This is a genomic window from Serratia sp. LACPHL-BACT-2024-00286, assembly GCF_043109535.1.
GTDB lineage: Bacteria > Pseudomonadota > Gammaproteobacteria > Enterobacterales > Enterobacteriaceae > Serratia > Serratia sarumanii.
The window spans coordinates 503,093-525,784 of record NZ_JBICNA010000003.1 but is presented as its reverse complement, the minus strand read 5'-3'; the positions used below and the strand labels follow the sequence as shown (position 1 = coordinate 525,784).

Sequence of the window (22,692 nt, the reverse complement as noted above, 5' to 3'; positions counted from 1 at the left end):
ATAAAAGGATAACCCTATGCAAAGCCAACTGTTGATTGACGGCCACCTGGTGAACGGCCAGGGCGCGACCCAGTCGGTGTATAACCCGGCGACCGGCGAAGTGATCGCGCAGGTGGCGGAGGCCAGCCCGGAGCAGGTCGATCGCGCGGTGCTGGCGGCGGACGCCGCGTTCGCCGCCTGGGGGCAAACCACGCCGAAAGAGCGCGCCGAGCATCTGCTCAAGCTGGCGGATCTGATCGACGCGCATGCCGAGACCTTCGCCAGGCTGGAGTCGCTCAACTGCGGCAAGCCTTATCACTGCGTGTTGAACGACGAACTGCCGGCGGTGGCCGACGTGTTTCGCTTCTTCGCCGGGGCCAGCCGCTGCCTGACCGGCATGGCGGCCGGCGAGTATCTGGCCGGGCATACCTCGATGATCCGCCGCGATCCGCTGGGCGTGGTGGCCTCGATCGCGCCGTGGAACTACCCGCTGATGATGGCGGCCTGGAAACTGGCGCCGGCGTTGGCGGCGGGCAACTGCGTGGTGATCAAGCCTTCCGAGCAGACGCCGCTGACCACTTTCAAACTGGCCGAACTGGCCGCCGGGCTGTTCCCGCCGGGCGTGCTCAACGTGCTGTTCGGCCGCGGCGCAAGCGTCGGCGATCGGTTGACCGGGCATGACAAGGTGCGCATGGTGTCGCTGACCGGCTCGATCGCCACCGGCGAGCACATCATCGCCCACACCGCCGCCGGCATTAAGCGCACCCATATGGAGCTGGGCGGCAAGGCGCCGGTGCTGGTGTTCGACGACGCCGATCTGCAGCAGGTGGTGGACGGCATTCGCGGCTTCGGTTTCTACAACGCCGGGCAGGATTGCACCGCCGCCTGCCGCATCTACGCGCAGAAAAGCATTTATCCCGAGCTGGTGAAGCGGCTGGGCGAGGCGGTGGCCAGCCTGAAGATCGGCGCGCCGGACGACGAGAGCACCGAGCTGGGGCCATTGATTACCGCCCAGCATCTGGAGCGGGTCGCCGGTTTTGTCGAGCGAGCCAAAGCCTTGCCGCACGTGCAGGTGGTGACCGGCGGCGAGAAGGTGAAGGGGCCGGGTTACTACTTCCAGCCGACGCTGCTGGCCGGCGCGCGCCAGGAGGATGAGATCGTGCAGCGCGAGGTGTTCGGCCCGGTAGTGACGGTGACGCCGTTTGACGACGAAGAACAGGTGCTGGCCTGGGCGAACGAATCCAACTACGGGCTGGCGTCGTCCGTGTGGACTCGCGACGTGGGCCGCGCGCATCGCTTAAGCGCCCGCCTGCAATACGGCTGCACCTGGGTGAACACCCACTTCATGCTGGTGAGCGAAATGCCGCACGGCGGCCAGAAACTGTCCGGCTACGGCAAGGATATGTCGATGTACGGGCTGGAGGATTACACCGCCATTCGTCATGTGATGTTCAAACATTGATTTTACAATAATTATCCGCACAATAGCGCGGCCTTCGGGCCGGCCCCGGCCGGCCGATGATAATAATATTCCCCTATGAATTTCAGGCTACGGCTAGGCGACCAGCTTGTTCATCCCCAGGAGCTTACTTAAGTAAGTGACTGGGGATGAACAAGTGCAGGCAACAACGCTGTAGCTTGAAATACGACGGGGAAAAATTGAAAGGAAGCCTATATGGGTATTACCCGACGCGATTTTCTCAACGGGGTGGCGATCACTATCGCCGCCGGGTTGACGCCGCTGCAAATCTTGCGCGCGTCGCCGCAAACCGCCAATCAAACCCTGTACTACCCGCCGGCGCTGACCGGGCTGCGGGGTAACCATCCGGGCTCGTTCGAGCATGCGCACCAGTTGGGGCGCGACGGCAAAACCTTTGATTTCGGCAGCGTGCCCGCCGTTGAAGAGTTCGATCTGGTGGTGGTCGGCGCCGGCATCAGCGGGTTGGCGGCCGCCTGCTTCTGGCAGCAGCTGAAAGGTGAGCAGCAGCGCATTTTGCTGATCGACAACCATGACGACTTCGGCGGCCACGCCAAGCGCAACGAATTCAACACCGACGACGGCATGCTGCTCGGCTACGGCGGCAGCGAATCGCTGCAGTCGCCGCGCTCCAACTTCAGCCCGGTGGCGATGGGGCTGCTGCGCAATCTCGGCGTCGATATCGATCGGCTGGAGCAGGCGTTTGACACCACCTTCTACCCGGATCTGAACCTGAGCCGCGGGGTTTACTTCGATCGCAAGAACTTCGGCGTCGACAAGGTGGTGAGCGGCGATCCGGGCCGCACGGTGGCGGACGACATTCCGCGCGATCGCCTCAACGGCCGCTCTTATGAAGCGTTCATCGGCGATTTCCCGCTGCCGGAAAGCGATCGCCAGGCGTTGATCGCGCTGCATACGGTGAAGAAAGATTATCTGCCGGAGATGACGCTGGAGCAGAAGGTCGAGTGGCTCGATACCCACAGCTACACCCAGTTCCTGCGCGATAAGGTGGGCCTGAGTGAGCTGGCGATCCGTTATTTCCAGCAGACCACCAACGATTTCCAGGCGGTGGGCATCGACGGCACGTCGTGCAGCGATGCGCGCATCTGCGATCTGCCGGGCCTTGACGGCATGAATCTGCCGCCGCTGGACGAGGAGTCGCAGGCGGATCTCGACGATCCTTACGTGTTCCACTTCCCGGACGGCAACGCCACGCTGGCGCGCCTGATGGTGCGCAAATTGATCCCGGCGGTGGCGCCGGCCGGCAAAGACATGAACGACGTGGTGCTGGCCAAATTCGACTACGGCCAGCTCGATCGGCCGGAATCGCCGGTGAAGCTGCGTTTGAACAGCACCGGGCTGCATGCGGCCAACGTTGGCGACAAGGTGGAAGTCACCTACATGACCGGCGAGAAGATGACCAAGGTGCGCGCCGGGCAGGTGGTGATGGCCGGCTACAACATGATGATCCCGTACCTGGTGCCGGAGATGTCGCACGAGCAGCAGGAGGCGCTGAAACAGAACGTCAAGTCGCCGCTGGTGTACAGCAAGGTGGTGATCCGCAACTGGCAGCCGTTCATCAAGCTGGGCGTGCACGAGATCTATTCGCCGGCCGCGCCGTACAGCCGCGTGAAGCTGGATTACCCGGTGAGCATGGGCGGGTATCAGCACCCGCGCGATCCGGATCGGCCGATCGGCCTGCATATGGTGTACGTGCCGACGCTGCCGGGCAGCGGCCTCAGCCCGCGCGAGCAGTCGCGCAAAGGGCGCGCGCTGCTGCTGGGCACGCCGTTCGAGGTGCACGAGCAGATGATCCGCGAACAGCTGCAGGGCATGCTGGGCGAGGCCGGTTTCGACCATCAGCGCGACATTCAGTCGATCACCGTCAACCGCTGGTCGCACGGTTACTCCTACTTCCTCAACGGGCTGTTTGACGACGAAGACGAGGCCACGAAAATCATCGAAACGGCGCGGCAGCCGATCGGCAAGATCGTTATCGCCAACTCCGATGCCGACTGGAGCCCGTACGCCAACTCGGCGATCGATCAGGCGTGGCGCGCGGTGAATGAACTGGCCTACGGCAAGGTTGCCGCCAAGGAGGGAGCATGAGTCTGCGTTCGCTGTACCTGTTGAGCCTGCTGGCGGCAGGCGGCTCGGCCCAGGCGATGTCGGCCGGGGAATACGTCGCCAAAGCCGGTGACTGCACCGCCTGCCACACCGCGCCGGGCGGCGCCGAATTGGCGGGTGGCATGAAGTTCCCGACGCCGCTCGGGGCTATCTACGCCACCAACATCACGCCGGACAAGCTGCACGGCATCGGCGCCTATTCGTTCGAAGAGTTCGATCGCGCCATGCGCCAGGGAGTAGCCAAAGACGGCCACCGGCTCTACCCGGCGATGCCGTACACCTCGTACGCCAAAATGAGTGCGGAAGACATGCGCGCGCTGTATGACTATCTGATGAAAGAAGTGCCGGCGCAGAACGTGGCCAACCGCGCCAGCGACATCAGCTGGCCGCTGTCGATGCGCTGGCCGCTGGCGGTGTGGAACCAGCTGTTCCACGACGACCGGCCGTATCAGGCGGATCCGCAACAAAGCGCCGAGTGGAACCGCGGCGCCTACCTGGTGCAGGGCGCGGGCCATTGCGGCAGCTGCCACACGCCGCGCGGCTGGGCGATGCAGGAGAAGGGGCTGGACGGTAAGGAGCCGGTGTTCCTGAGCGGCGCCGAGCTGGACGGCTGGTACGCCTCCAATCTGCGCGGCCTGCCGCCGGAAGAGGTGACGGCACTGCTGAAAACCGGCCGCAGCCGCCATGCGGCGGTCGCCGGGCCGATGAGCGAGGTGGTGACCCACAGCACGCAGTATCTCAGCGACGGCGATCTGAACGCCATCGCGGTGTACCTGCGCAGCCTGGCGCAGGAAACCGCCGCCAAAGCCGCTGCGCCTGCCGCGCAGGCGGATAACCCGGGCGGCAAGGCGACCTACGCGATGTACTGCTCGACCTGCCACGGCAACAAGGGGGAGGGCACCGACTTCGCCATTCCGGCGCTGGCGGGCAATGCCACGGTAACGGCGGACAATCCGCTGACCGCGCTGCGGGTGGTGCTGGAGGGGGCGCATACGCCGATCACGCAGCAGGCGATGGCGTTCGACATGCCGGCTTACGGCTGGGCGTTGAACGATCGGCAGGCGGCGGATCTGATGAGCTATCTGCGGGGAAGCTGGGGCAACCAGGCGGCGCCGGTGACGGTGCAGCAGGTGCAGGACGCGCGCCAACTGCAGGCGAAATGAAGAGGGAGCGCGGTCTGACGGCCGCGCTCCGCAAGCATTACAGCACCTTATGCGGGCCGAAGCATTCGTAGTGGATGCGTTCGGCCTCTACGCCCATTTCCAGCAGCTGTTTGCCCACGAACTGCATGAAGGCCACCGGGCCGCAGAAGTAATAGTGCATCTGCGGATCGGCCAGGCTGCCTTGCAGCGCGCTCAAATCCATAAATCCGCGGCTGTGGTAGTCGCGGCCTTCCACGTCATCGGCGCCCGGCTCGCGGTACCACACATGGCGGCTCAGATTCGGCATGCGCCCGGCAATATCCGCCACTTCATCGGCAAAGGCGTGCACGCCGCCGTTTTCCGCCGCGTGCAACCAGTGGACCTGCGCCTGATGCTGATTGTCGTGTAGGGTGTTGAGCATGCCGAGCATCGGGGTTTGGCCGACGCCGGCGGAGATCAGCGCCACCGGCGTGGTCGGCGCCACGTCGAGGAAGAAGTCGCCGTGCGGCGGGGCGATGTAGATCACGTCGCCTTCCTGCGCCTGCTGGTGCAGGTAGTTGGACACTTTCCCCTGATCTTCGCGCTTCACCGCGATGCGGTAGAACTCGCCGTTCGGCGAGGTGGTCAGCGAGTACTGGCGAATTTCCTGATGTTCCAGGCTGTCGTGCTTGATGTAGACCGCCAGATACTGCCCCGGTTTGAAGTCCGCCACCCGGCCGCCGTCCACCGGTGCCAGCACGAAACTGCAGATCACGTCGCTCTGCGGCTGTTTCTTCAGGATGCGGAACGCGCGCAGATCGCGCCAGCCGCCGTTGTCGGTTTCACTCTGCTGATAAATCTGTTCTTCACGCTGGATAAATACGTTGGCCAGCACGCCGTAGGCTTTGCCCCAGGCGTCCAGGACTTCCTGACCCGGGCTGAACATTTCGTCCAGCGTCGCCAGCAGGTGACCGCCGACGATGTTGTACTGCTCCGGCTGGATATTGAAGCTGGTGTGCTTCTGCGCGATGCGCTCCACCGCCGGCAGCAGCGCCGCCAGGTTCTCGATGTTGGCGGCATAGGCGCAGATGGCGTCGAACAGCGCCTGACGCTGATCGCCGTTGCGCTGGTTGCTCATGTTGAAAATGTCTTTCAATTCCGGGTTGTGCGCGAACATGCGATCGTAAAAGTGGGCGGTCAGCTTCGGCCCGGTCGCAGCCAGCAGGGGAAGGGTGGATTTCACGGTGGCGATGGTTTGGCTATCCAGCATGGAAGCGCTCCTTGGGTTGGGATCTTGACGATAATTGTAATGATGTATTTTAAATGCATCTTATTGGGTTCCGCGTCGCTTGTAAATACCCTTGTTTTCGTTGCGGTGTTCTTCGGGCGTCGATCGCGCTCACAGAACATGAAAAAAGCGCATCGCTCGCATGAGGAAATGTCCGTTGATAAACGGCGGCGTTTAGCGGATCAAAGCCTTGCGCCACCTTATGCCAATCGTTTGCGTAAAAACCTCTGTCAAGACCTATCTTCGGTGGGGCGAAACGGTTTACACTGTGGCCCAGAACCCAAACGGGTAGTTATTTGGTGATTTTTTAGTTAGCTGATTTAAGTCAGGAGATGCCGGATGTTAAAGCGTGAAATGAACATTGCCGATTACGATGCGGAACTGTGGCGTGCCATGGAGCAGGAAGTGGTGCGTCAGGAAGAGCACATCGAGCTGATCGCGTCTGAGAACTACACCAGCCCGCGCGTGATGCAGGCTCAGGGTTCCCAGCTGACCAACAAATACGCTGAAGGCTATCCGGGCAAGCGTTACTACGGCGGCTGCGAATACGTGGATATCGTTGAGCAGCTGGCTATCGATCGCGCCAAAGAATTGTTCGGCGCCGATTACGCCAACGTGCAGCCGCACTCCGGCTCCCAGGCTAACTTCGCCGTGTACACCGCGCTGCTGCAGCCGGGCGACACCATTCTGGGCATGAACCTGGCGCACGGCGGCCACCTGACCCACGGTTCCCCGGTCAACCTGTCCGGCAAACTGTATAACGTGGTGCCTTACGGCATCGACGACAAAGGCCAAATCGACTATGACGATCTGGCCAAGCAGGCGCAAACCCACAAGCCGAAAATGATCATCGGCGGCTTCTCCGCTTACTCCGGCGTGGTTGACTGGGCCAAAATGCGCGAAATCGCTGACAGCATCGGCGCTTACCTGTTCGTCGACATGGCGCACGTGGCGGGCCTGATCGCCGCCGGCGTCTACCCGAACCCGGTACCGCACGCGCACATCGTCACCACCACCACCCACAAAACCCTGGCGGGCCCGCGCGGCGGCCTGATCCTGGCGAAGGGCGGCGACGAAGAGCTGTACAAAAAGCTGAACTCCGCCGTGTTCCCTGGCGGCCAGGGCGGCCCGCTGATGCACGTGATCGCCGGCAAGGCGGTGGCGCTGAAAGAAGCGATGGAGCCTGAGTTCAAGGTTTACCAGCAGCAAGTGGCGGTCAACGCCAAGGCGATGGTGGAAGTGTTCTTGCAGCGCGGCTACAAAGTGGTCTCCGGCGGCACCCATAACCACCTGTTCCTGCTGGATCTGGTCGACAAAAACCTGACCGGTAAAGAAGCGGACGCCGCCCTGGGCCGCGCCAACATCACCGTCAACAAAAACAGCGTGCCGAACGATCCGAAAAGCCCGTTCGTCACCTCCGGCGTGCGTATCGGCACCCCGGCCGTCACCCGTCGCGGCTTCAAAGAAGCCGACGTGCGCGAACTGGCCGGTTGGATCTGCGATGTGCTGGACAACATCAACGATGAAGCCACCATCGAACGCACCAAGAAGAAAGTGCTGGATATCTGCGCCCGCCTGCCGGTTTACGCGTAATCCCGCTTTCGCCCGACAAAACCCGCTGCGGCGGGTTTTTTTGTGGCCGCTCGCGGCAAACTGTGAGCTGTCTGGCACTCTAACGCATTGAAGTGGAATGAAGATTGCGGGGCGGTGTGAGCTCTGTCAAAGTATTGCCCTCACTCCGGAGGGATCATGGTTCTGCAATCCACGCGTTGGCTCGCGCTCAGTTATTTCACCTACTTCTTTTCCTATGGCATCTTCTTACCGTTCTGGGGCGTGTGGCTGAAAGGCGAGGGCATCGCGCCCGAAACCATCGGCATGCTGCTCGGCGCCGGCTTGGTGGCCCGCTTCCTCGGCAGCTTACTGATTGCGCCCCTCGTTAAAGATCCCTCTCATTTAGTCTCCGCCCTGCGCCTGCTGGCGCTGCTGACCCTGGCCTTTGCGGTCGGTTTCTGTTTCGGCAACGGCTGGGGTTGGCTGATGCTGGTGATAGCGGGTTTCAACCTGTTCTTCTCGCCGCTGGTGCCGCTGACCGACGCGTTGGCCGCCACCTGGCAAAAGCAGATCCGTATGGACTACGGCCGGGTGCGGCTGTGGGGCTCGCTGGCGTTCGTCATCGGCTCGGCGCTGACCGGGCAGCTGGTAGCGGTATGGGGCCATAACGCCATTCTCTACAGCCTGATCTTCAGCGTGCTGGCGATGCTGCTGGGCATGCTGTTGAAGCCGAGCGTCATGCCGCAGGGCGAAGCGCGCGCGCGCAGCGGAACCGAACGTTCGCTGTGGGCGCTGTTGAAAGAGGGGCCGGTCTGGCGCTTCCTGCTGTGCGTCACGCTGCTGCAAGGGGCGCACGCCGGCTACTACAGCTTCGGCTCCATTTACTGGCAGGAGGCCGGCTATTCGGCCTCGACCATCGGCTATCTGTGGTCGCTGGGCGTGGTGGCGGAGGTGATTATTTTCGCCAGCAGCAACGTGCTGTTCCGCCGCTGGAATGCGCGCAACCTGCTGTTGCTCTCCGCCTGCTGTGGCGTGTTGCGCTGGAGCCTGATGGCCTACAGCACCGAGCTGGGCTGGCTGCTGCTGATCCAGATCCTGCACTGCGGCACTTTCACCGTCTGCCATTTGGCGGCGATGCGCTTTATCGCCGCGCGTCAGGGGCAAGAGGTGATCCAACTGCAGGCGGTGTATTCGGCGCTGGCGATGGGCGGCGGCATCGCCGTCATGACGGTCATTGCCGGGTTCCTGTTCGAACATTGGCAGGGCGGGGTATTCTGGGTGATGGCGGCGGTCGCGGTGCCGGCCTTGTTCATCCGGCCGCCGGCGGTCAGCGTCAGCCGCTGATTAAGGGGCTTCCAGCAGCGCGCGGATCGCCTGGCGCTGCCGGGTTTCCAGCGGTAGTTCGGTATAGATCAGCGGCGGGTGCGGATCGCTGTGCACCGCCGCATAAGGGGTGATCACCAGCGTGATGCCCTGCGGCGCTCCGCCGCGCAGATAGTCGCTCAGCGGCAGGTACTTGATGTTCAGCGGCAGCAGCGTGAGCTCTCGGATCTGATATTCCACTTCCTCTTCCAGCTGCGGGTTGTCCAGCGTCAGCAGCAGCACCTGCTTTTCCTGCAGCGCGTTGTCCTGCATCAGCCAGGCGCCGAAGCTGATGGCCACCAGACCCGCCTCCTCGTTGGAAAAATGCACGCCGTACTCCTGCTCCAGCGGTTTCAGCGCTTCCTGCGTGGTGCGCATCAGCCGCGGGTATTTGCGCACCACTTCTTCCAGCAGCATATTGTCGATGCCGATGGCGAAACGGCAGCGCTCCAGCGCCGGCGCCAGATGGGCGAACAGCTGGCTGACCAGCTCCGCCTTGCTGCTGAAGGCCATGCCGGAAAGTTGCTGGAAGCGCTCGACCATGCTGTCGATCGCCACCATCAATCTCCGCTCTTGCGCTGAGTCGTTGCTGTGGTAGCTGTGATTTTTCAACATGGTGAAGGTCAGCGCCAAAAAATCGCGCTCGTCTGCCTGCGGCGGCTGGTTAAACAGCCGGTTGCAGGTCTGATGCAGCCAGGCGGCGGCTTGCTGTTCCGGCTTTTTCCGCAGCCAGTCGCGTTGAACCGCGTCGAAACGCGGATGCTGCTGCAGGCGATTTTGCCAGGCGCAGTAGAGCAGGTAATGCTGCAGGAATTGGCGGTCGCGCGCATCGAAGTGGCGGCTGAGCAGCGGCTCGCAGGCGTCGATCGCCTCTGTCAGCGCAGACGCCGGGGTGGCATCGATCGCCAGCGCTTGCCGCAGGCGCGGGGCGAAATCGCCTTCGACAAACCGCGGGCTGCAGCGCAGGGCCCGCCGCAGCCAGTGGATCAGGCACAGGCGTTGGTCGAGCACGCTGCCCCGCAGTTGGTAGCCATGGTCGGGATCGACGGCGATCTCCAGGTGATGGAAACGCTGGATTTCACTGGCCACCTCGGCTATATCTTGCCGGGTTATCGGGGGGGCGACGCCGTTGATTCGGCTTAGGGTCTCCAGCTGTAACTCGGGCTCCGGCGTGTACAGCATCAGCAGCAGATGGCAGCGCCGTTGTTGTCCGGAGAGCTCGGGCACGGGAGAGGTGTCCAGGCTCATTATCACCTTCCGGCATAAAAGGTTGCGATTATGCCTAAGCATAGCAAAAGGCTTTGTGACGGCAGGATTACCGCGCGGCTTTTACTTCGGCTTACAACTTTCGTCACAAATATCGCCGGGAGAGGCGGGCCGTCAGGCATCTATTTGTGTTACGTTATAACAAATACAGGTAAGACAGGATAATGATGAAGTTACGTCGTCTTTTGGCTGCCTTCGGCGCCGTGTTCAGCGCCGGTGCGATCGCTCATCCGCACAGCTTTATCGACATGAATACCACCTTCGTCGCCAAAGACCAGCGGCTGGTCGGCCTGAAAATGGTGTGGGTGATGGATGAAATCACCTCGGCGGATCTGCTCTACGATGCGAAAAACGCCAAGAGCGATTCGGAAGTGTGGAAAAAGCTGGCGGCGGAAGTGATGGCCAACGTGCTGGGGCAGCACTATTTCACCGATCTTTACCGCGATGGCAAACCGGTGAAATACCTGAACTTGCCCAGCGAATATCACCTGTCGCGCCAGGGCAACCAGGCGGTGCTGGAGTTCGTGCTGCCGTTGGCCGAGCCGCAGCCGCTGGCGGGCAAGCCGTTCGAACTTTCGACTTACGATCCGACTTATTTCGTGGATATGACCTATAAAGACCAAAATGCGCTGCATCTGCCGCCGGAGATGGCGCAGCTGTGTAGCTACAAGCTGATGACGCCGAAGCCGAATGCGTTGCTGCAGGCCTATGCGCTGTCGCTCGACAAGAACGACTCGCCCGGTGAAGACCTGGCGCTGGGGCAGCAGTTCGCCCAGCGGGTGACGCTGCAATGTCGTTAAATCTCTCGCAACCGACGACGAGCCGGCGCCACTGGGCCTTCGGCCTGTGGCCGCTGCTGCCGTTCACGCTGGCGCTGGCGGCCGCCGCGCTGCTGGCGTGGCACTATTGGCCGCAGCTGCTGATGCAGAGCGTGGTGTGGCAAAAAGCGCTGCACCAGCAGATGGCGGGGCTGTTGCAGCAGGTGAAGGCCGCGCCGCAGCAGGCCGGGCTGGCGCTGATGCTGTTCAGCCTCGGCTATGGCGTCTTGCATGCGCTTGGCCCCGGCCACGGCAAAGTGGTGATCGCCACCTACCTGGCCACCCATCCGGCGCGGCTGAAAAGCAGCCTGAAGCTGACCTTCGCCGCCTCGCTGGTGCAGGGTGGGGTAGCGATCGCGCTGGTCACGCTGATGCTGGTGGTATTGCAGCTCTCTTCGCGCCAGCTGCACCAAAGCAGTTTCTGGCTGGAGAAGGGCAGCTTTATTCTGGTGATGCTGCTTGGCGTGCTGCTGAGTTGGCGCGCGCTGAAACGCCTGTTTGCGGCGATCAAGGCGATGCGCCCGGCGCCGGCGCTGCGCATCAAGAGCCTGACGCCGCTGGCGGCGGATCATGTGCACAGCGCCAATTGCGGCTGCGGCCACCGGCATCTGCCGAGCGACAGCGAGCTGCAGGCGGGAAGCGACTGGCGCACTCAGGCCGCCATCGTGCTGGCGATGGGCATGCGCCCCTGTTCGGGGGCGATTTTGGTGCTGCTGTTCTCCAAAGTGATCGGCGTGTTCGGCTGGGGAGTGATCTCCGCGCTGGCGATGGCGTTCGGCACCTCGTTGACCATCTCGATGCTGGCGCTGCTGGTACATTACAGCCGCCGGCTGGCGGTGCGCCTCAGCCGTTCGCGCGCGCCCGCCGCCTGGAGCGCGGTGGCCTGGGGGGCGTTGGCGCTGGCCGGCGGCCTGATCCTGCTGGCCGCCGGGCTGTTGCTGTACGTCAGCGCGCAGCCGGAATTCGGCGGCGGCATCCGTCCCTTCTCCCGCTAACGGGCATAAAAAAAGCGCTGCTGATGCAGCGCTTTTTTCGACTCGCTTCTGGCGATTAACGCTTCAGCGCTTCGCTCAGTTCTTCACGCATGGTGGCCAGCATGGCTTTCACTACGCGCGGGTTGCCTGCCACCACGTTGCCGGAGCTGAAGTGGTTGTGGCCGCCGACGAAGTCGGTCACCAGGCCGCCGGCTTCACGCACCAGCAGTTCGCCCGCGGCGAAATCCCACGGCTTCAGGCCGATTTCGAAGAAACCGTCTACGCGGCCGGCGGCCACATAGGCCAGATCCAGCGCAGCGGAACCGGTGCGGCGGAAGTCCGCGCACTGGGTGAACAGCTTGCCGACGATGTTGATGTAAGGCGTTGCGTGCTGTTTGACCTTGAACGGGAAGCCGGTCGCCAGGATGGTGCCATCCAGATCTTTGGCGTTGGTGCCGCGCAGGCGGTAGCCGTTGAGCTGTGCGCCCTGGCCGCGAGTGGCGGTGAACAGTTCGTTGCGCATCGGATCGTAAACCACGGCCACTTCAGTACGGCCTTTGATGCGTACGGCGATGGAAACGGAGAAATGAGGGAAACGTTTGATGAAGTTTGCAGTGCCATCCAGTGGATCGATCACCCATTGCACATCGCGATCTTCGCCGATCAGCTCACCGCGTTCTTCGCTCACGATACTGTGTTGCGGATAAGACTTGCGGATGACGTCGATGATCAGATGCTCTGCATCGCGATCGACGTTGGTGACGAAGTCATTGGTCCCTTTCTGGCTCGCTTCTACAGCGTCCGGGGTTTCGTAGTTTTTGGCAATCAGGTTACCGGCCTTGCGCGCAGCGCGCACGGCGATAGTCAGCATCGGATGCATGGGTATCTTCCAACTAGGATGTTAAAGAACAGGAAACGGCGCGAAGTATAGCAGCTGTTCGGCAAATTGCCTACGGCTGTGTTAAGATGCTGCGATTTTCCGCCACGCTCAGAGTTTGTATGCTGCACAATATCCGCATTGTTCTGGTAGAGACTTCACATACCGGCAACATGGGCTCGACCGCCAGAGCCATGAAAACCATGGGTTTAACAAACCTTTATCTGGTTAATCCGCTGATCAAACCCGATTCTCAGGCCATCGCCCTGGCCGCCGGCGCCAGTGACGTGATCGGCAACGCCACTATCGTCGACACCCTCGATGACGCCATCGCCGGCTGTAGCCTGGTGGTGGGCACCAGCGCCCGTTCTCGCACCTTGCCGTGGCCGATGCTGGAGCCGCGTGAATGCGGCGTGCGCGCGGTGCACGAGGGCGAACACGCGCCGGTGGCGCTGGTGTTCGGCCGCGAACGCGTCGGGCTGACCAACGATGAATTGCAGAAGTGCCACTACCACGTCGCCATTCCGGCCAACCCGGACTACAGCTCGCTGAATCTGGCGATGGCGGTGCAGATCCTAGCGTATGAAGTGCGCGTGGCTTACCTCGATCGCCAACAGGCGGGCGCGCCGCAGCTGGAAGAGACGCCGTATCCGCTGGTGGATGACCTCGAGCGTTTCTATCAGCACCTGGAGCAGACGCTGCAGCGCACCGGCTTTATTCGCCCGTCCCATCCGGGCCAGGTGATGAGCCGCCTGCGTCGGCTGTTCACCCGCGCGCGCCCGGAAGGGCAGGAGCTGAATATCCTGCGCGGCATGCTGACGTCGATCGAGAAACAGGATAAACATCAAGGTAATTAATTGATGTGGCATAGCGGCGGGTGACAATAGTATTAGTTATCCAAAGGTTATAACATGTATTTTATATACCTTTGTTCTTGCTAAGTTCAAAACGTGCTAATACTTGAGTCAATTACTAGGTTAAATAGTTGACTGTTTTACTCAGGAATGTCAGACTTTCGGCCATATTTGACCAACAGGTAACCATTGAGCTATGAGACTGACATCCAAAGGCCGTTATGCCGTAACCGCTATGCTCGACGTAGCGCTGCATTCCCAGGAAGGGCCGGTGCCACTGGCGGACATTTCCGAACGCCAGGGTATTTCGCTCTCTTATCTGGAACAATTATTCTCCCGTCTGCGCAAGAATGGCCTGGTGGCCAGCGTGCGCGGCCCGGGCGGTGGTTATCTGCTGGGTAAAGACGCGGGTGAGATCGCCGTTGGCGCTGTCATCACTGCCGTCGATGAATCGGTAGATGCAACCCGGTGCCAGGGCAAAGAAGGCTGTCAGGGCGGCGATCGCTGCTTGACCCACGCCCTGTGGCGCGATCTGAGCGAGCGCATCAGCGGGTTCCTGAACAACATTACGCTGGCAGAACTGGTCAACAACCAGGAAGTGCTGGTGGTGGCGGATCGTCAAAACAACGATACGCGCCGCACGGCCAACGGTCGTCCGCAAGAAACTATCAACGTTAATCTGCGCGCATAAGCAGCTGGCGAAATTATTTTAGTTTTTGGAAGTGATGTACGGAGCACAAGAGCAATGAAATTACCGATTTATCTGGATTACTCAGCAACGACGCCGGTTGACCCGCGCGTTGCTGAGAAGATGATGCAGTTTTTGACCCTGGACGGCACTTTCGGCAACCCGGCTTCCCGTTCCCACCGTTTCGGTTGGCAGGCGGAAGAGGCGGTAGACATCGCCCGTAACCAAATTGCCGAACTGGTGGGCGCCGACCCACGCGAAATCGTCTTCACCTCCGGGGCGACCGAATCCGACAACCTGGCGATCAAAGGTGCTGCCAATTTCTACCAGAAAAAAGGCAAGCACATCATCACCAGCAAAACCGAACACAAAGCCGTGCTGGACACCTGCCGTCAGCTGGAGCGCGAAGGGTTCGAAGTGACCTATCTGGCGCCGCAGAGCAACGGCATCATCAGCCTGCAGGATCTCGAAGCGGCGCTGCGCGATGACACCATTCTGGTCTCCATCATGCACGTCAACAACGAAATCGGCGTGGTGCAGGACATCGAAGCGATCGGCGAAATGTGCCGCGCGCGCGGTATCATCTACCACGTTGACGCCACCCAGAGCGTGGGCAAACTGCCTATCGATCTGAGCAAGCTGAAAGTCGATCTGATGTCGTTCTCCGGCCACAAAATCTATGGCCCGAAAGGCATCGGCGCGCTGTACGTGCGCCGCAAGCCGCGCATCCGCATCGAAGCGCAGGTACACGGCGGCGGTCACGAGCGCGGCATGCGTTCCGGCACCCTGCCTGTCCACCAGATCGTCGGCATGGGCGAAGCTTATCGCATCGCCAAAGAAGAGATGACCGAAGAGATGGCGCGTCTGCGCACCCTGCGCGATCGTCTGTGGAACGGCGTGAAAGATATGGAAGAAGTGTATCTGAACGGCGATCTGGAGCACGGCGCACCGAACATCCTGAACGTCAGCTTCAACTACGTTGAAGGCGAGTCGCTGATCATGGCGCTGAAAGACCTGGCCGTTTCCTCCGGTTCAGCCTGTACCTCCGCCAGCCTCGAGCCGTCCTACGTGCTGCGCGCGCTGGGCATGAGCGATGAATTGGCGCACAGCTCGATCCGTTTCTCCCTGGGGCGTTTCACCACGGAAGAAGAGATCGACTACACCATTCAACTGGTGCGTAAATCCATCGGCCGTCTGCGCGATCTGTCTCCGCTGTGGGAGATGTTCAAGCAGGGCGTGGACATCAACAGCATCGAATGGGCGCATCATTAATTCTCAGGTTTCAGGAGCAAGGTCATGGCTTACAGCGAAAAAGTAATCGATCATTATGAAAACCCGCGCAACGTGGGTTCCTTTGACAACGAAGATCCTACCGTCGGTAGCGGCATGGTAGGTGCGCCGGCTTGCGGCGACGTCATGAAGCTGCAAATCAAGGTTAACGATGAAGGCATCATCGAAGACGCGCGCTTTAAAACTTACGGCTGCGGTTCCGCCATCGCCTCCAGCTCGCTGGTGACCGAATGGATGAAGGGCAAGTCGCTCGATCAGGCTGAAGCGATCAAAAACACCCAGATCGCCGAAGAGCTGGAATTGCCGCCGGTCAAAATTCACTGCTCGATCCTGGCTGAAGACGCCATCAAAGCAGCGATTGCCGACTATAAGAGCAAGCATAGCGCCGAGTAATTTGTCTGAGTCGGCCCGGCCACGCCGGGCTTTGATTTGAAGTGTGAGGTTGTGATGTCTATTACCATGAGCGACAGCGCTGCGCAGCGTGTTCAGGCGTTTTTGACGAACCGCGGCAAGGGTCTCGGCCTGCGTCTGGGAGTGCGAACTTCCGGCTGCTCCGGAATGGCCTACGTGCTGGAATTTGTTGACGAAGCCAACGATGACGACATCGTGTTTGAAGACAAAGGCATCAAGGTGATCATCGACGGCAAGAGCCTGGTTTACCTTGACGGCACCGAGCTTGATTTCGTTAAGGAAGGCCTGAACGAAGGCTTCAAGTTCAACAACCCGAACGTCTCAAGCGAATGCGGCTGCGGCGAGAGTTTCAACGTCTGACAGTCCATCGTGCTCCCCCGTTTCGGCGGGGGAACTTCATCCGCTAACGCCCAGAGCACGCTATGGATTACTTTACTTTATTCGGGCTGCCAGTTCGCTACACCGTGGACGGCAGCCTGCTTGCGTCCCGCTTCCAGGATCTGCAGCGCCAATTTCACCCCGATCGTTTCGCCAACCAGCCGGAGCGCGAACGCCTGATGGCGTTGCAGCAGGCGGCGACCATCAACGAAGCCTACCAGTCGCTGAAGCACCCGTTAAAACGCGCGGAGTATATGCTATCTTTGCACGGCTTCGATCTGGGCAACGAACAGCATACGATGCGCGACACCGCGTTCCTGATGGAACAGCTGGAACTGCGCGAAGAGCTCGACGCCATTGAGCGCAAGCCGGAGGCGGAAAGCCTGCTGGCCGATTTCGGCGCGCGGCTGGCCGCCTCCATCAAACAGCGCAGCGCGCTGATGCTGCAGCAGCTGGATGGCGAGCAGTGGGCGGACGCCGCCGACACCGTGCGCAAGCTGCGCTTTTTGGACAAACTCCAGCAACAGGTTGAACAACTCGAAGAAAAACTGCTGGGTTTTGAGTAACACCTTCTGATTCTGATTGTGGAAGCTTCAACATGGCCTTATTACAAATTAGTGAGCCTGGCCTCAGCGCCGCGCCGCACCAGCGACGCTTGGCCGCCGGCATCGACTTAGGCACCACCAACTCGCTGGTCGCCACGGTGCGCAGCGGGCAAGCGGAAACGCTGGCCGACGAACTGGGCCGCCATTTGCTGCCTTCGGTGGTGCATTATCAGGCGGACGCGCAGCGCGTCGGCTGGGAGGCGCGCCAACAGGCGGCGCAGGATCCGGCCAATACCGTCAGCTCCATCAAACGCATGATGGGCCGCTCGTTGGCGGACGTGCAGCAGCGTTACCCGAACCTGCCTTATCAATTCCAGGCCAGCGACAACGGCCTGCCGCTGATCGTCACCGCCGCCGGCCCGGTTAACCCGGTCGGCGTCTCCGCCGATATCCTGCGGGCACTGTCCGCGCGCGCGCAAGCGGCGCTGGAAGGGGAGCTGGATGGCGTGGTGATCACCGTTCCCGCCTACTTCGACGACGCGCAGCGCCAGGGCACCAAAGACGCGGCGCGTCTGGCCGGCCTGCACGTCCTGCGCCTGCTGAACGAACCGACCGCGGCAGCGATCGCCTACGGGCTGGATTCCGGCCAGGAAGGGGTGATCGCTGTTTACGATCTGGGCGGCGGCACCTTTGATATCTCCATTCTGCGCCTCAGCCGCGGCGTGTTCGAAGTGCTGGCCACGGGCGGCGATTCCGCGCTGGGCGGCGACGATTTCGATCACCTGCTGGCCGACTGGCTGCGCGAGCAGGCCAGCGTGGCCGATCGCAGCGACCACGGCGTGCAGCGCCAACTGCTGGACGCCGCCATCGCCGCTAAAATCGCGTTGAGCGATGCCGACAGCGTGCGCGTCGAGGTGGCCGGCTGGCAGGGCGAGGTGACCCGCGCCCAGTTCGAAGCGCTGATCGCCCCGCTGGTGAAACGCACGCTGATGGCCTGCCGCCGCGCGCTGAAAGACGCCGGCGTCGCCGCCGACGAGGTGCTGGAAGCGGTGATGGTCGGCGGTTCCACCCGCGTGCCGCTGGTGCGTGAGCAGGTGGGCGCTTTCTTCGGCCGCACGCCGCTGACGTCGATCGATCCGGATAAAGTGGTCGCCATTGGCGCCGCGATCCAGGCCGACATTCTGGTGGGCAACAAGCCGGACAGCGACATGCTGCTGCTGGACGTGATCCCGCTGTCGCTGGGCCTCGAAACCATGGGCGGTCTGGTGGAAAAAGTGATCCCGCGCAACACCACCATTCCGGTGGCGCGCGCGCAGGAATTCACCACCTTTAAAGACGGCCAGAGCGCGATGATGATCCACGTGCTGCAGGGCGAGCGCGAGCTGGTGCAGGACTGCCGTTCGCTGGCGCGTTTCACGCTGCGCGGCCTGCCGCCGCTGCCTGCCGGGGGCGCGCACATTCGCGTCACCTTCCAGGTGGATGCCGACGGTCTGCTGAGCGTCACCGCGATGGAGAAATCCACCGGCGTGGAAGCCTCGATCCAGGTGAAGCCGTCGTACGGCCTGTCGGACAGCGAAATCGCCGGCATGATCAAGGATTCGATGGCCAACGCGCAAAGCGACGTGGGCGCGCGCAAGCTGGCGGAGCAACGCGTGGAAGCCGCGCGGGTGCTGGAAAGCCTGCAGGGCGCGCTGGCCAGCGACGCCGCGCTGCTGAGCGAGGCGGAAAGCCAGGCGATCGCCGCCGCGACCCAGGCGTTGCAGCAGGCGGTGGAGGGGGAAGATCCCGCCGCTATCGAAGACGCCATCAAAACATTAGATGCACAAACGCAAGATTTTGCCGCGCGCCGCATGGACGCTTCCATTCGCCGCGCGCTGGCTGGCCATTCTGTGGATGAGGTTTAACCATGCCTAAAATTGTTTTCCTGCCCCATCAAGATCTTTGCCCGGAAGGGGCGGTTCTGGAAGCTGAAAAAGGGGAGTCGATCCTCAACGTTGCGCTGCGCAACGGCATTGAAATCGAGCACGCCTGCGAGAAATCCTGCGCCTGCACCACCTGCCACTGCATCGTGCGTGAAGGCTTCGATTCGCTGGAAGAGAGCAGCGAGCTGGAAGACGACATGCTGGACAAGGCCTGGGGGCTGGAGCCGGAAAGCCGTCTGAGCTGCCAGGCGCTGGTCGCCGACGAAGATCTGGTGGTCGAAATGCCGCGCTACACCGTCAACCACGCGCGTGAGCATTAATTGTTAGCCGCAGCGCCAACCCGGAGATCATAATGGGACTGAAGTGGACCGACAGCCGAGAAATCGGCGAAGCCCTGTACGACCAATACCCGGACACCGATCCGAAAACCGTGCGTTTTACCGACATGCATCAGTGGATCTGCGATCTGGAAGAGTTCGACGACGATCCGCAGGCTTCCAACGAAAAAATACTGGAAGCGATCCTGCTGGTCTGGTTAGATGAAGCGGAGTAAATAGCGTAACGGGCTGCCATGGGCGGCCCGTTTATTTTGTATCCGACATACCCGTCGTCTTTCAAACCGCAGCGTTGTTACCTGCACGTAGTTACGTGGCCCATCCGTGGGCCACGCCCCAAGGGGCCGCTGCGAGCAGCGTTCAAATCTGCTCCCGGCAGATTTGTCTTACCCCAGTCACTTACCTGAGTAAGCTCCTGGGGATGAGATCGCTGGGCGCCTAGCTGCAATTTGAAATCCATAGGGTATGCAATAAAGCCCTAATGAAATAATAAAGGGAACATCCGGAGTAAGAAGGCTATGACAACAGAATTCATGCAGGTCACGCTGTCGCAACAACCTGCCGACGCCCGTTGGGGCGAAAAAGCGCTGCTCAGCACCAACGGCGAAGGGATGACCATTCACCTGACCGGCACCGACAAGCTGGGCGCGATCCAGCGCGCGGGCCGCAAAATTGACGGTCAGGGCATCAAAAACGTCAAGCTGGCCGGCGACGGTTGGGACTTGGAAAACAGCTGGGCGTTTTGGCAGGGCTACCGCGGGCCGAAAGGGCAGCGCAACGTCGAATGGGCCGAGCTGCCGGAAGCCGCACGTCAGGAGCTGGATAAGCGCCTGAAGATCGTTGACTGGGTGCGTGACACCATCAACATGCCGGCGGAAGAGCTGGGGCCGGAGCAACTGGCGACCCGCGCCGTCGATCTGATGTGCGACGTCGGCTGCGATGCCGTCAGCTACCGCATCACCAAGGGCGAAGATCTGCGCGAGCAGAACTATGCCGGCATCCACACCGTCGGCCGCGGCTCCGAGCGCCCACCGGTGCTGCTGGCGCTGGACTTCAACCCGACCGGTAATCCGGACGCACCGGTGTTCGCCTGCCTGGTCGGCAAGGGCATCACCTTCGATACCGGCGGTTATAGCCTGAAACAGAGCGCCTTTATGGACTCGATGAAGGCTGACATGGGCGGTGCGGCCACCATCACCGGCGCCCTGGCGCTGGCGGCGGCGCGCGGCCTGAAGCAGCGCGTGAAACTGTACCTGTGCTGCGCCGACAACATGGTCAGCGGCAACGCTTTCAAACTGGGCGACATCATTCGCTACCGCAACGGCAAAACCGTTGAGGTGATGAACACCGATGCGGAAGGGCGCCTGGTGCTGGCCGACGGCCTGATCGACGCTTCTGAGCAGAACCCGCAGCTGATTATCGACTGCGCCACCCTGACCGGCGCCGCCAAAACCGCGGTCGGCAACGACTACCATGCGCTGTTCAGCTTCGACGACGCGCTGGCGCAGGAGCTGCTGAACAGCGCCACCGCCGAGCAAGAGCCGTTCTGGCGTCTGCCGCTGGCCGAGTTCCACCGCAGCCAGCTGCCGTCCAACTTCGCCGAGCTGAACAACGTGGCCGGCCCGGCCTACACCGCCGGCGCCAGCACCGCGGCGGCCTTCCTGTCGCACTTCGTCAAGAATTACCAGCAAGGCTGGCTGCACATCGACTGTTCCGCCACCTACCGCAAAGGCGCGGTGGATCAGTGGTCGGCCGGCGCGACCGGTTTGGGCGTGCGTACCCTGGCCAACCTGCTGCTGAGCAAAGCCAAATAATTGAACGCCCGCCGCGTCGGGCGCTAGAATGCGCATTATCTTCGGGGCCCAGCATGCTGGGGCCTCGCTATTTGATCCCTGGAGTTTGCCATGAGTGCCCATCATCACGATGCCGCCCCGAGCGAAAACGAACTTGAACGCCTGCTGAAGCTGGCGGTGACGGAGCCGGCCCACCGCCCGGCGTTCTTCCGTGAACTGCTCGATGCCACGGTGCTGATCCTCGGCGACAGCGAGCAGGTGCAGCAGGACGGTGACATCGCGCTGAACGCGGATACGCCGGTCAATATCCAGCATTGGGAGAAGCAGGACGGCGGCAGCATCATTCCGTTCTTCACCTCGCTGGAAGCGCTGCAGAAAGCCGTTGAGGACGAACAGCCGTTCATCGCCATGCCGGCGCGGGTGCTGTTCGAAATCACCCAGGGTGCGGATCTGTTCCTCAACCCGAAGGCGGAGTACGGCAAGGAGTTCTATCCGGAAGAGGTGGCGATGCTGCTGGCGACCGGCGGCGTCGTCAAACCGGTGGAGCATTACGTCGATAAAGAGACCCAAATCCTGCTGGGGCAGCCCGAAGAGTATCCGTCGGCGATGGTGGACGCGTTGACCACGCTGTTCAGCCAGCGCAAGCCGGTGCGCCGCGCGTTTCTGGCGCTGATGCACGACCAGGCGGCGGACGAGAAGCCGAATCTGCTGATCGGGCTGGAAGTGGACGCCGAGCCGGCGGAGATCGAGGCGTTGATCAACGAGGCCGGCAGCGTCGCCAGCGAAACGGCGCCGAACGACGAACCGGTGGATTTCTGCCTAGTGTCGGAGAACGAGCGCGGCATCAGCCACTATCTGATCTCCCATACGCAGCCGTTTTATCAGCGCCGCTGGGGCAGCTGGCTGCGCAATTTGATCCCGTCTACCGACAAGACCCAGTAGCGCCGCCGCGTGGTCGAAAATGAATCATGAAGATCATATTTTTTTAATGAAATGTTGATTTTCCCGTAGGCAAGCGTTAACGGCGCACATATAATCTGCGCCACTTGAGAAGGCCGGCAACATTGCAGACCGGCCTGTTTTGGAAGTCATACAGAGGCCATCATGACCGTAGAACGTACCTTTTCCATCGTTAAACCAAACGCTGTAGCCAACAACGACATCGGCGCTATCTATGCGCGTTTCGAGCGCGCCGGTTTCAAAATCATCGCCGCTAAAATGCTGCGTCTGACTCGCGAGCAAGCTGAAGGCTTCTACGCTGAGCACAAAGGCCGTCCATTCTTCGACGGTCTGGTTGAGTTCATGACCTCCGGCCCAATCATGGTGCAGGTTCTGGAATCTGAAAACGCCGTGCAGCGCAACCGTGACATCATGGGCGCAACCAACCCGGACAACGCGCTGGCAGGCACCCTGCGTGCCGACTACGCGGACAGCTTCACCGCTAACGCCGTGCACGGTTCCGACTCCGTTGAATCCGCACAGCGCGAAATCGCTTACTTCTTCAACGAAAGCGAAATCTGCGCACGTTAATCGTGCCGTTGCTGATAGCCAGGCATTCACCGGCTGAAACAATAAAAATGCCCTGAATGCCTTTCAGCCGTAGCCACCCGCTACTAAAATTTGTACAATGCCGCGC

The 22,692-nt window shown here is 61.4% G+C and carries 22 protein-coding genes; 19 read left to right on the top strand and 3 right to left on the bottom strand.

What is annotated here, in order from left to right; genetic code table 11:
• Window positions 1–16 precede the first annotated feature (16 nt).
• From patD to ACF8MC_RS12160, 3 genes are all read left to right on the top strand, one after another.
• Complete coding sequence (patD, locus tag ACF8MC_RS12170; protein ID WP_049213309.1) at window positions 17–1,441, top strand: aminobutyraldehyde dehydrogenase; 1,425 nt, start codon at window positions 17–19, stop codon at window positions 1,439–1,441.
• 213 nt (window positions 1,442–1,654) lie between these two features.
• Window positions 1,655–3,565 (top strand): FAD/NAD(P)-binding protein, encoded by a 1,911-nt coding sequence (locus ACF8MC_RS12165; protein WP_164105145.1) that lies wholly within the window; start codon window positions 1,655–1,657, stop codon window positions 3,563–3,565.
• A complete protein-coding gene (locus ACF8MC_RS12160) occupies window positions 3,562–4,746 on the top strand; it encodes a cytochrome c (protein WP_164105146.1) in 1,185 nt (394 codons plus the stop codon). The genes ACF8MC_RS12165 and ACF8MC_RS12160 overlap by 4 nt, the downstream gene beginning before the upstream one ends.
• A gap of 37 nt (window positions 4,747–4,783) precedes the next feature.
• Here the strand turns inward: ACF8MC_RS12160 and hmpA are convergent, their stop codons facing one another.
• A complete protein-coding gene (gene hmpA / locus ACF8MC_RS12155) occupies window positions 4,784–5,974 on the bottom strand; it encodes an NO-inducible flavohemoprotein (protein WP_164105147.1) in 1,191 nt (396 codons plus the stop codon).
• 357 nt (window positions 5,975–6,331) lie between these two features.
• Between hmpA and glyA the strand changes: the two genes are divergently transcribed.
• Both glyA and ACF8MC_RS12145 read left to right on the top strand, forming a co-directional pair.
• The gene (gene glyA, locus ACF8MC_RS12150) at window positions 6,332–7,585 is read left to right on the top strand and encodes a serine hydroxymethyltransferase (RefSeq protein WP_004941389.1); all 1,254 of its coding nucleotides are present in this window, start codon (window positions 6,332–6,334) and stop codon (window positions 7,583–7,585) included.
• Between the two features lie 156 nt (window positions 7,586–7,741).
• Window positions 7,742–8,887, top strand: a complete 1,146-nt coding sequence (locus ACF8MC_RS12145) for a 3-phenylpropionate MFS transporter (RefSeq protein WP_164105148.1) — start codon at window positions 7,742–7,744, stop codon at window positions 8,885–8,887.
• Here ACF8MC_RS12145 and csiE read toward each other — a convergent pair whose 3' ends face one another.
• A complete protein-coding gene (gene csiE, locus ACF8MC_RS12140) occupies window positions 8,888–10,153 on the bottom strand; it encodes a stationary phase inducible protein CsiE (RefSeq protein WP_049234857.1) in 1,266 nt (421 codons plus the stop codon).
• A gap of 182 nt (window positions 10,154–10,335) precedes the next feature.
• Between csiE and ACF8MC_RS12135 the strand changes: the two genes are divergently transcribed.
• Together ACF8MC_RS12135 and ACF8MC_RS12130 are read left to right on the top strand one after the other, a co-directional pair.
• Window positions 10,336–10,971 (top strand): DUF1007 family protein, encoded by a 636-nt coding sequence (locus ACF8MC_RS12135; RefSeq protein WP_060452021.1) that lies wholly within the window; start codon window positions 10,336–10,338, stop codon window positions 10,969–10,971.
• Window positions 10,962–11,984, top strand: coding sequence for a nickel/cobalt transporter (locus tag ACF8MC_RS12130; protein WP_161727099.1), 1,023 nt, complete (start codon window positions 10,962–10,964; stop codon window positions 11,982–11,984). Before ACF8MC_RS12135 ends, ACF8MC_RS12130 begins: the two co-directional genes overlap by 10 nt.
• Before the next feature lie 55 nt (window positions 11,985–12,039).
• Here ACF8MC_RS12130 and suhB read toward each other — a convergent pair whose 3' ends face one another.
• Complete coding sequence (suhB, locus tag ACF8MC_RS12125; RefSeq protein WP_004941400.1) at window positions 12,040–12,843, bottom strand: inositol-1-monophosphatase; 804 nt, start codon at window positions 12,841–12,843, stop codon at window positions 12,040–12,042.
• Window positions 12,844–12,962: 119 nt separating this feature from the next.
• Between suhB and trmJ the strand changes: the two genes are divergently transcribed.
• The 12 genes from trmJ (at window position 12,963) to ndk (ending at window position 22,586) form a co-directional block, all read left to right on the top strand.
• Entirely contained in the window at window positions 12,963–13,697 is a 735-nt protein-coding gene (gene trmJ, locus ACF8MC_RS12120; protein WP_025303916.1) for a tRNA (cytosine(32)/uridine(32)-2'-O)-methyltransferase TrmJ, read from the top strand.
• A gap of 193 nt (window positions 13,698–13,890) precedes the next feature.
• Window positions 13,891–14,385 (top strand): Fe-S cluster assembly transcriptional regulator IscR, encoded by a 495-nt coding sequence (gene iscR, locus ACF8MC_RS12115; RefSeq protein WP_004941404.1) that lies wholly within the window; start codon window positions 13,891–13,893, stop codon window positions 14,383–14,385.
• 54 nt (window positions 14,386–14,439) lie between these two features.
• Complete coding sequence (iscS, locus tag ACF8MC_RS12110) at window positions 14,440–15,654, top strand: cysteine desulfurase (RefSeq protein ID WP_016929764.1); 1,215 nt, start codon at window positions 14,440–14,442, stop codon at window positions 15,652–15,654.
• Window positions 15,655–15,678: 24 nt separating this feature from the next.
• Window positions 15,679–16,065, top strand: a complete 387-nt coding sequence (iscU, locus tag ACF8MC_RS12105) for a Fe-S cluster assembly scaffold IscU (RefSeq protein WP_033635600.1) — start codon at window positions 15,679–15,681, stop codon at window positions 16,063–16,065.
• A gap of 54 nt (window positions 16,066–16,119) precedes the next feature.
• Window positions 16,120–16,443 carry an iron-sulfur cluster assembly protein IscA gene (gene iscA, locus ACF8MC_RS12100; RefSeq protein WP_004941410.1) on the top strand — a complete coding sequence of 108 codons (324 nt, stop codon included), beginning with the start codon at window positions 16,120–16,122 and terminating at the stop codon, window positions 16,441–16,443.
• Window positions 16,444–16,505: 62 nt separating this feature from the next.
• Complete coding sequence (gene hscB / locus ACF8MC_RS12095; RefSeq protein ID WP_047570915.1) at window positions 16,506–17,027, top strand: co-chaperone HscB; 522 nt, start codon at window positions 16,506–16,508, stop codon at window positions 17,025–17,027.
• Window positions 17,028–17,059: 32 nt separating this feature from the next.
• On the top strand, window positions 17,060–18,910 hold the full coding sequence (hscA, locus tag ACF8MC_RS12090) for a Fe-S protein assembly chaperone HscA (RefSeq protein ID WP_164105149.1): 1,851 nt from the start codon (window positions 17,060–17,062) through the stop codon (window positions 18,908–18,910).
• A 2-nt stretch (window positions 18,911–18,912) separates the two neighbouring features.
• Window positions 18,913–19,248: an ISC system 2Fe-2S type ferredoxin gene (fdx, locus tag ACF8MC_RS12085; protein ID WP_004941417.1), complete on the top strand. Its 336-nt coding sequence runs from the start codon at window positions 18,913–18,915 to the stop codon at window positions 19,246–19,248.
• Window positions 19,249–19,280: 32 nt separating this feature from the next.
• A complete protein-coding gene (gene iscX / locus ACF8MC_RS12080) occupies window positions 19,281–19,481 on the top strand; it encodes a Fe-S cluster assembly protein IscX (protein WP_006327336.1) in 201 nt (66 codons plus the stop codon).
• 300 nt (window positions 19,482–19,781) lie between these two features.
• Window positions 19,782–21,077 (top strand): aminopeptidase PepB, encoded by a 1,296-nt coding sequence (gene pepB, locus ACF8MC_RS12075; protein ID WP_047570920.1) that lies wholly within the window; start codon window positions 19,782–19,784, stop codon window positions 21,075–21,077.
• A 90-nt stretch (window positions 21,078–21,167) separates the two neighbouring features.
• Entirely contained in the window at window positions 21,168–21,998 is an 831-nt protein-coding gene (gene sseB, locus ACF8MC_RS12070; protein WP_033635596.1) for an enhanced serine sensitivity protein SseB, read from the top strand.
• A 162-nt stretch (window positions 21,999–22,160) separates the two neighbouring features.
• On the top strand, window positions 22,161–22,586 hold the full coding sequence (gene ndk, locus ACF8MC_RS12065; RefSeq protein ID WP_004941424.1) for a nucleoside-diphosphate kinase: 426 nt from the start codon (window positions 22,161–22,163) through the stop codon (window positions 22,584–22,586).
• Window positions 22,587–22,692 lie beyond the last annotated feature (106 nt).

What these genes read in the sequence shown, in the direction of transcription:
- hmpA (WP_164105147.1), bottom strand. Translation starts at nt 5,974, where the DNA reads ATGCTGGATAGCCAAACCATCGCCACCGTGAAATCCACCCTTCCCCTG.
- pepB (WP_047570920.1), top strand. Translation starts at nt 19,782, where the DNA reads ATGACAACAGAATTCATGCAGGTCACGCTGTCGCAACAACCTGCCGAC.
- iscA (WP_004941410.1), top strand. Translation starts at nt 16,120, where the DNA reads ATGTCTATTACCATGAGCGACAGCGCTGCGCAGCGTGTTCAGGCGTTT.
- hscA (WP_164105149.1), top strand. Translation starts at nt 17,060, where the DNA reads ATGGCCTTATTACAAATTAGTGAGCCTGGCCTCAGCGCCGCGCCGCAC.
- ndk (WP_004941424.1), top strand. Translation starts at nt 22,161, where the DNA reads ATGACCGTAGAACGTACCTTTTCCATCGTTAAACCAAACGCTGTAGCC.
- ACF8MC_RS12160 (WP_164105146.1), top strand. Translation starts at nt 3,562, where the DNA reads ATGAGTCTGCGTTCGCTGTACCTGTTGAGCCTGCTGGCGGCAGGCGGC.
- ACF8MC_RS12145 (WP_164105148.1), top strand. Translation starts at nt 7,742, where the DNA reads ATGGTTCTGCAATCCACGCGTTGGCTCGCGCTCAGTTATTTCACCTAC.
- sseB (WP_033635596.1), top strand. Translation starts at nt 21,168, where the DNA reads ATGAGTGCCCATCATCACGATGCCGCCCCGAGCGAAAACGAACTTGAA.
- iscU (WP_033635600.1), top strand. Translation starts at nt 15,679, where the DNA reads ATGGCTTACAGCGAAAAAGTAATCGATCATTATGAAAACCCGCGCAAC.
- hscB (WP_047570915.1), top strand. Translation starts at nt 16,506, where the DNA reads ATGGATTACTTTACTTTATTCGGGCTGCCAGTTCGCTACACCGTGGAC.
- suhB (WP_004941400.1), bottom strand. Translation starts at nt 12,843, where the DNA reads ATGCATCCGATGCTGACTATCGCCGTGCGCGCTGCGCGCAAGGCCGGT.
- ACF8MC_RS12165 (WP_164105145.1), top strand. Translation starts at nt 1,655, where the DNA reads ATGGGTATTACCCGACGCGATTTTCTCAACGGGGTGGCGATCACTATC.
- iscX (WP_006327336.1), top strand. Translation starts at nt 19,281, where the DNA reads ATGGGACTGAAGTGGACCGACAGCCGAGAAATCGGCGAAGCCCTGTAC.
- iscR (WP_004941404.1), top strand. Translation starts at nt 13,891, where the DNA reads ATGAGACTGACATCCAAAGGCCGTTATGCCGTAACCGCTATGCTCGAC.
- csiE (WP_049234857.1), bottom strand. Translation starts at nt 10,153, where the DNA reads ATGAGCCTGGACACCTCTCCCGTGCCCGAGCTCTCCGGACAACAACGG.
- glyA (WP_004941389.1), top strand. Translation starts at nt 6,332, where the DNA reads ATGTTAAAGCGTGAAATGAACATTGCCGATTACGATGCGGAACTGTGG.
- trmJ (WP_025303916.1), top strand. Translation starts at nt 12,963, where the DNA reads ATGCTGCACAATATCCGCATTGTTCTGGTAGAGACTTCACATACCGGC.
- iscS (WP_016929764.1), top strand. Translation starts at nt 14,440, where the DNA reads ATGAAATTACCGATTTATCTGGATTACTCAGCAACGACGCCGGTTGAC.
- patD (WP_049213309.1), top strand. Translation starts at nt 17, where the DNA reads ATGCAAAGCCAACTGTTGATTGACGGCCACCTGGTGAACGGCCAGGGC.
- ACF8MC_RS12130 (WP_161727099.1), top strand. Translation starts at nt 10,962, where the DNA reads ATGTCGTTAAATCTCTCGCAACCGACGACGAGCCGGCGCCACTGGGCC.
- fdx (WP_004941417.1), top strand. Translation starts at nt 18,913, where the DNA reads ATGCCTAAAATTGTTTTCCTGCCCCATCAAGATCTTTGCCCGGAAGGG.
- ACF8MC_RS12135 (WP_060452021.1), top strand. Translation starts at nt 10,336, where the DNA reads ATGATGAAGTTACGTCGTCTTTTGGCTGCCTTCGGCGCCGTGTTCAGC.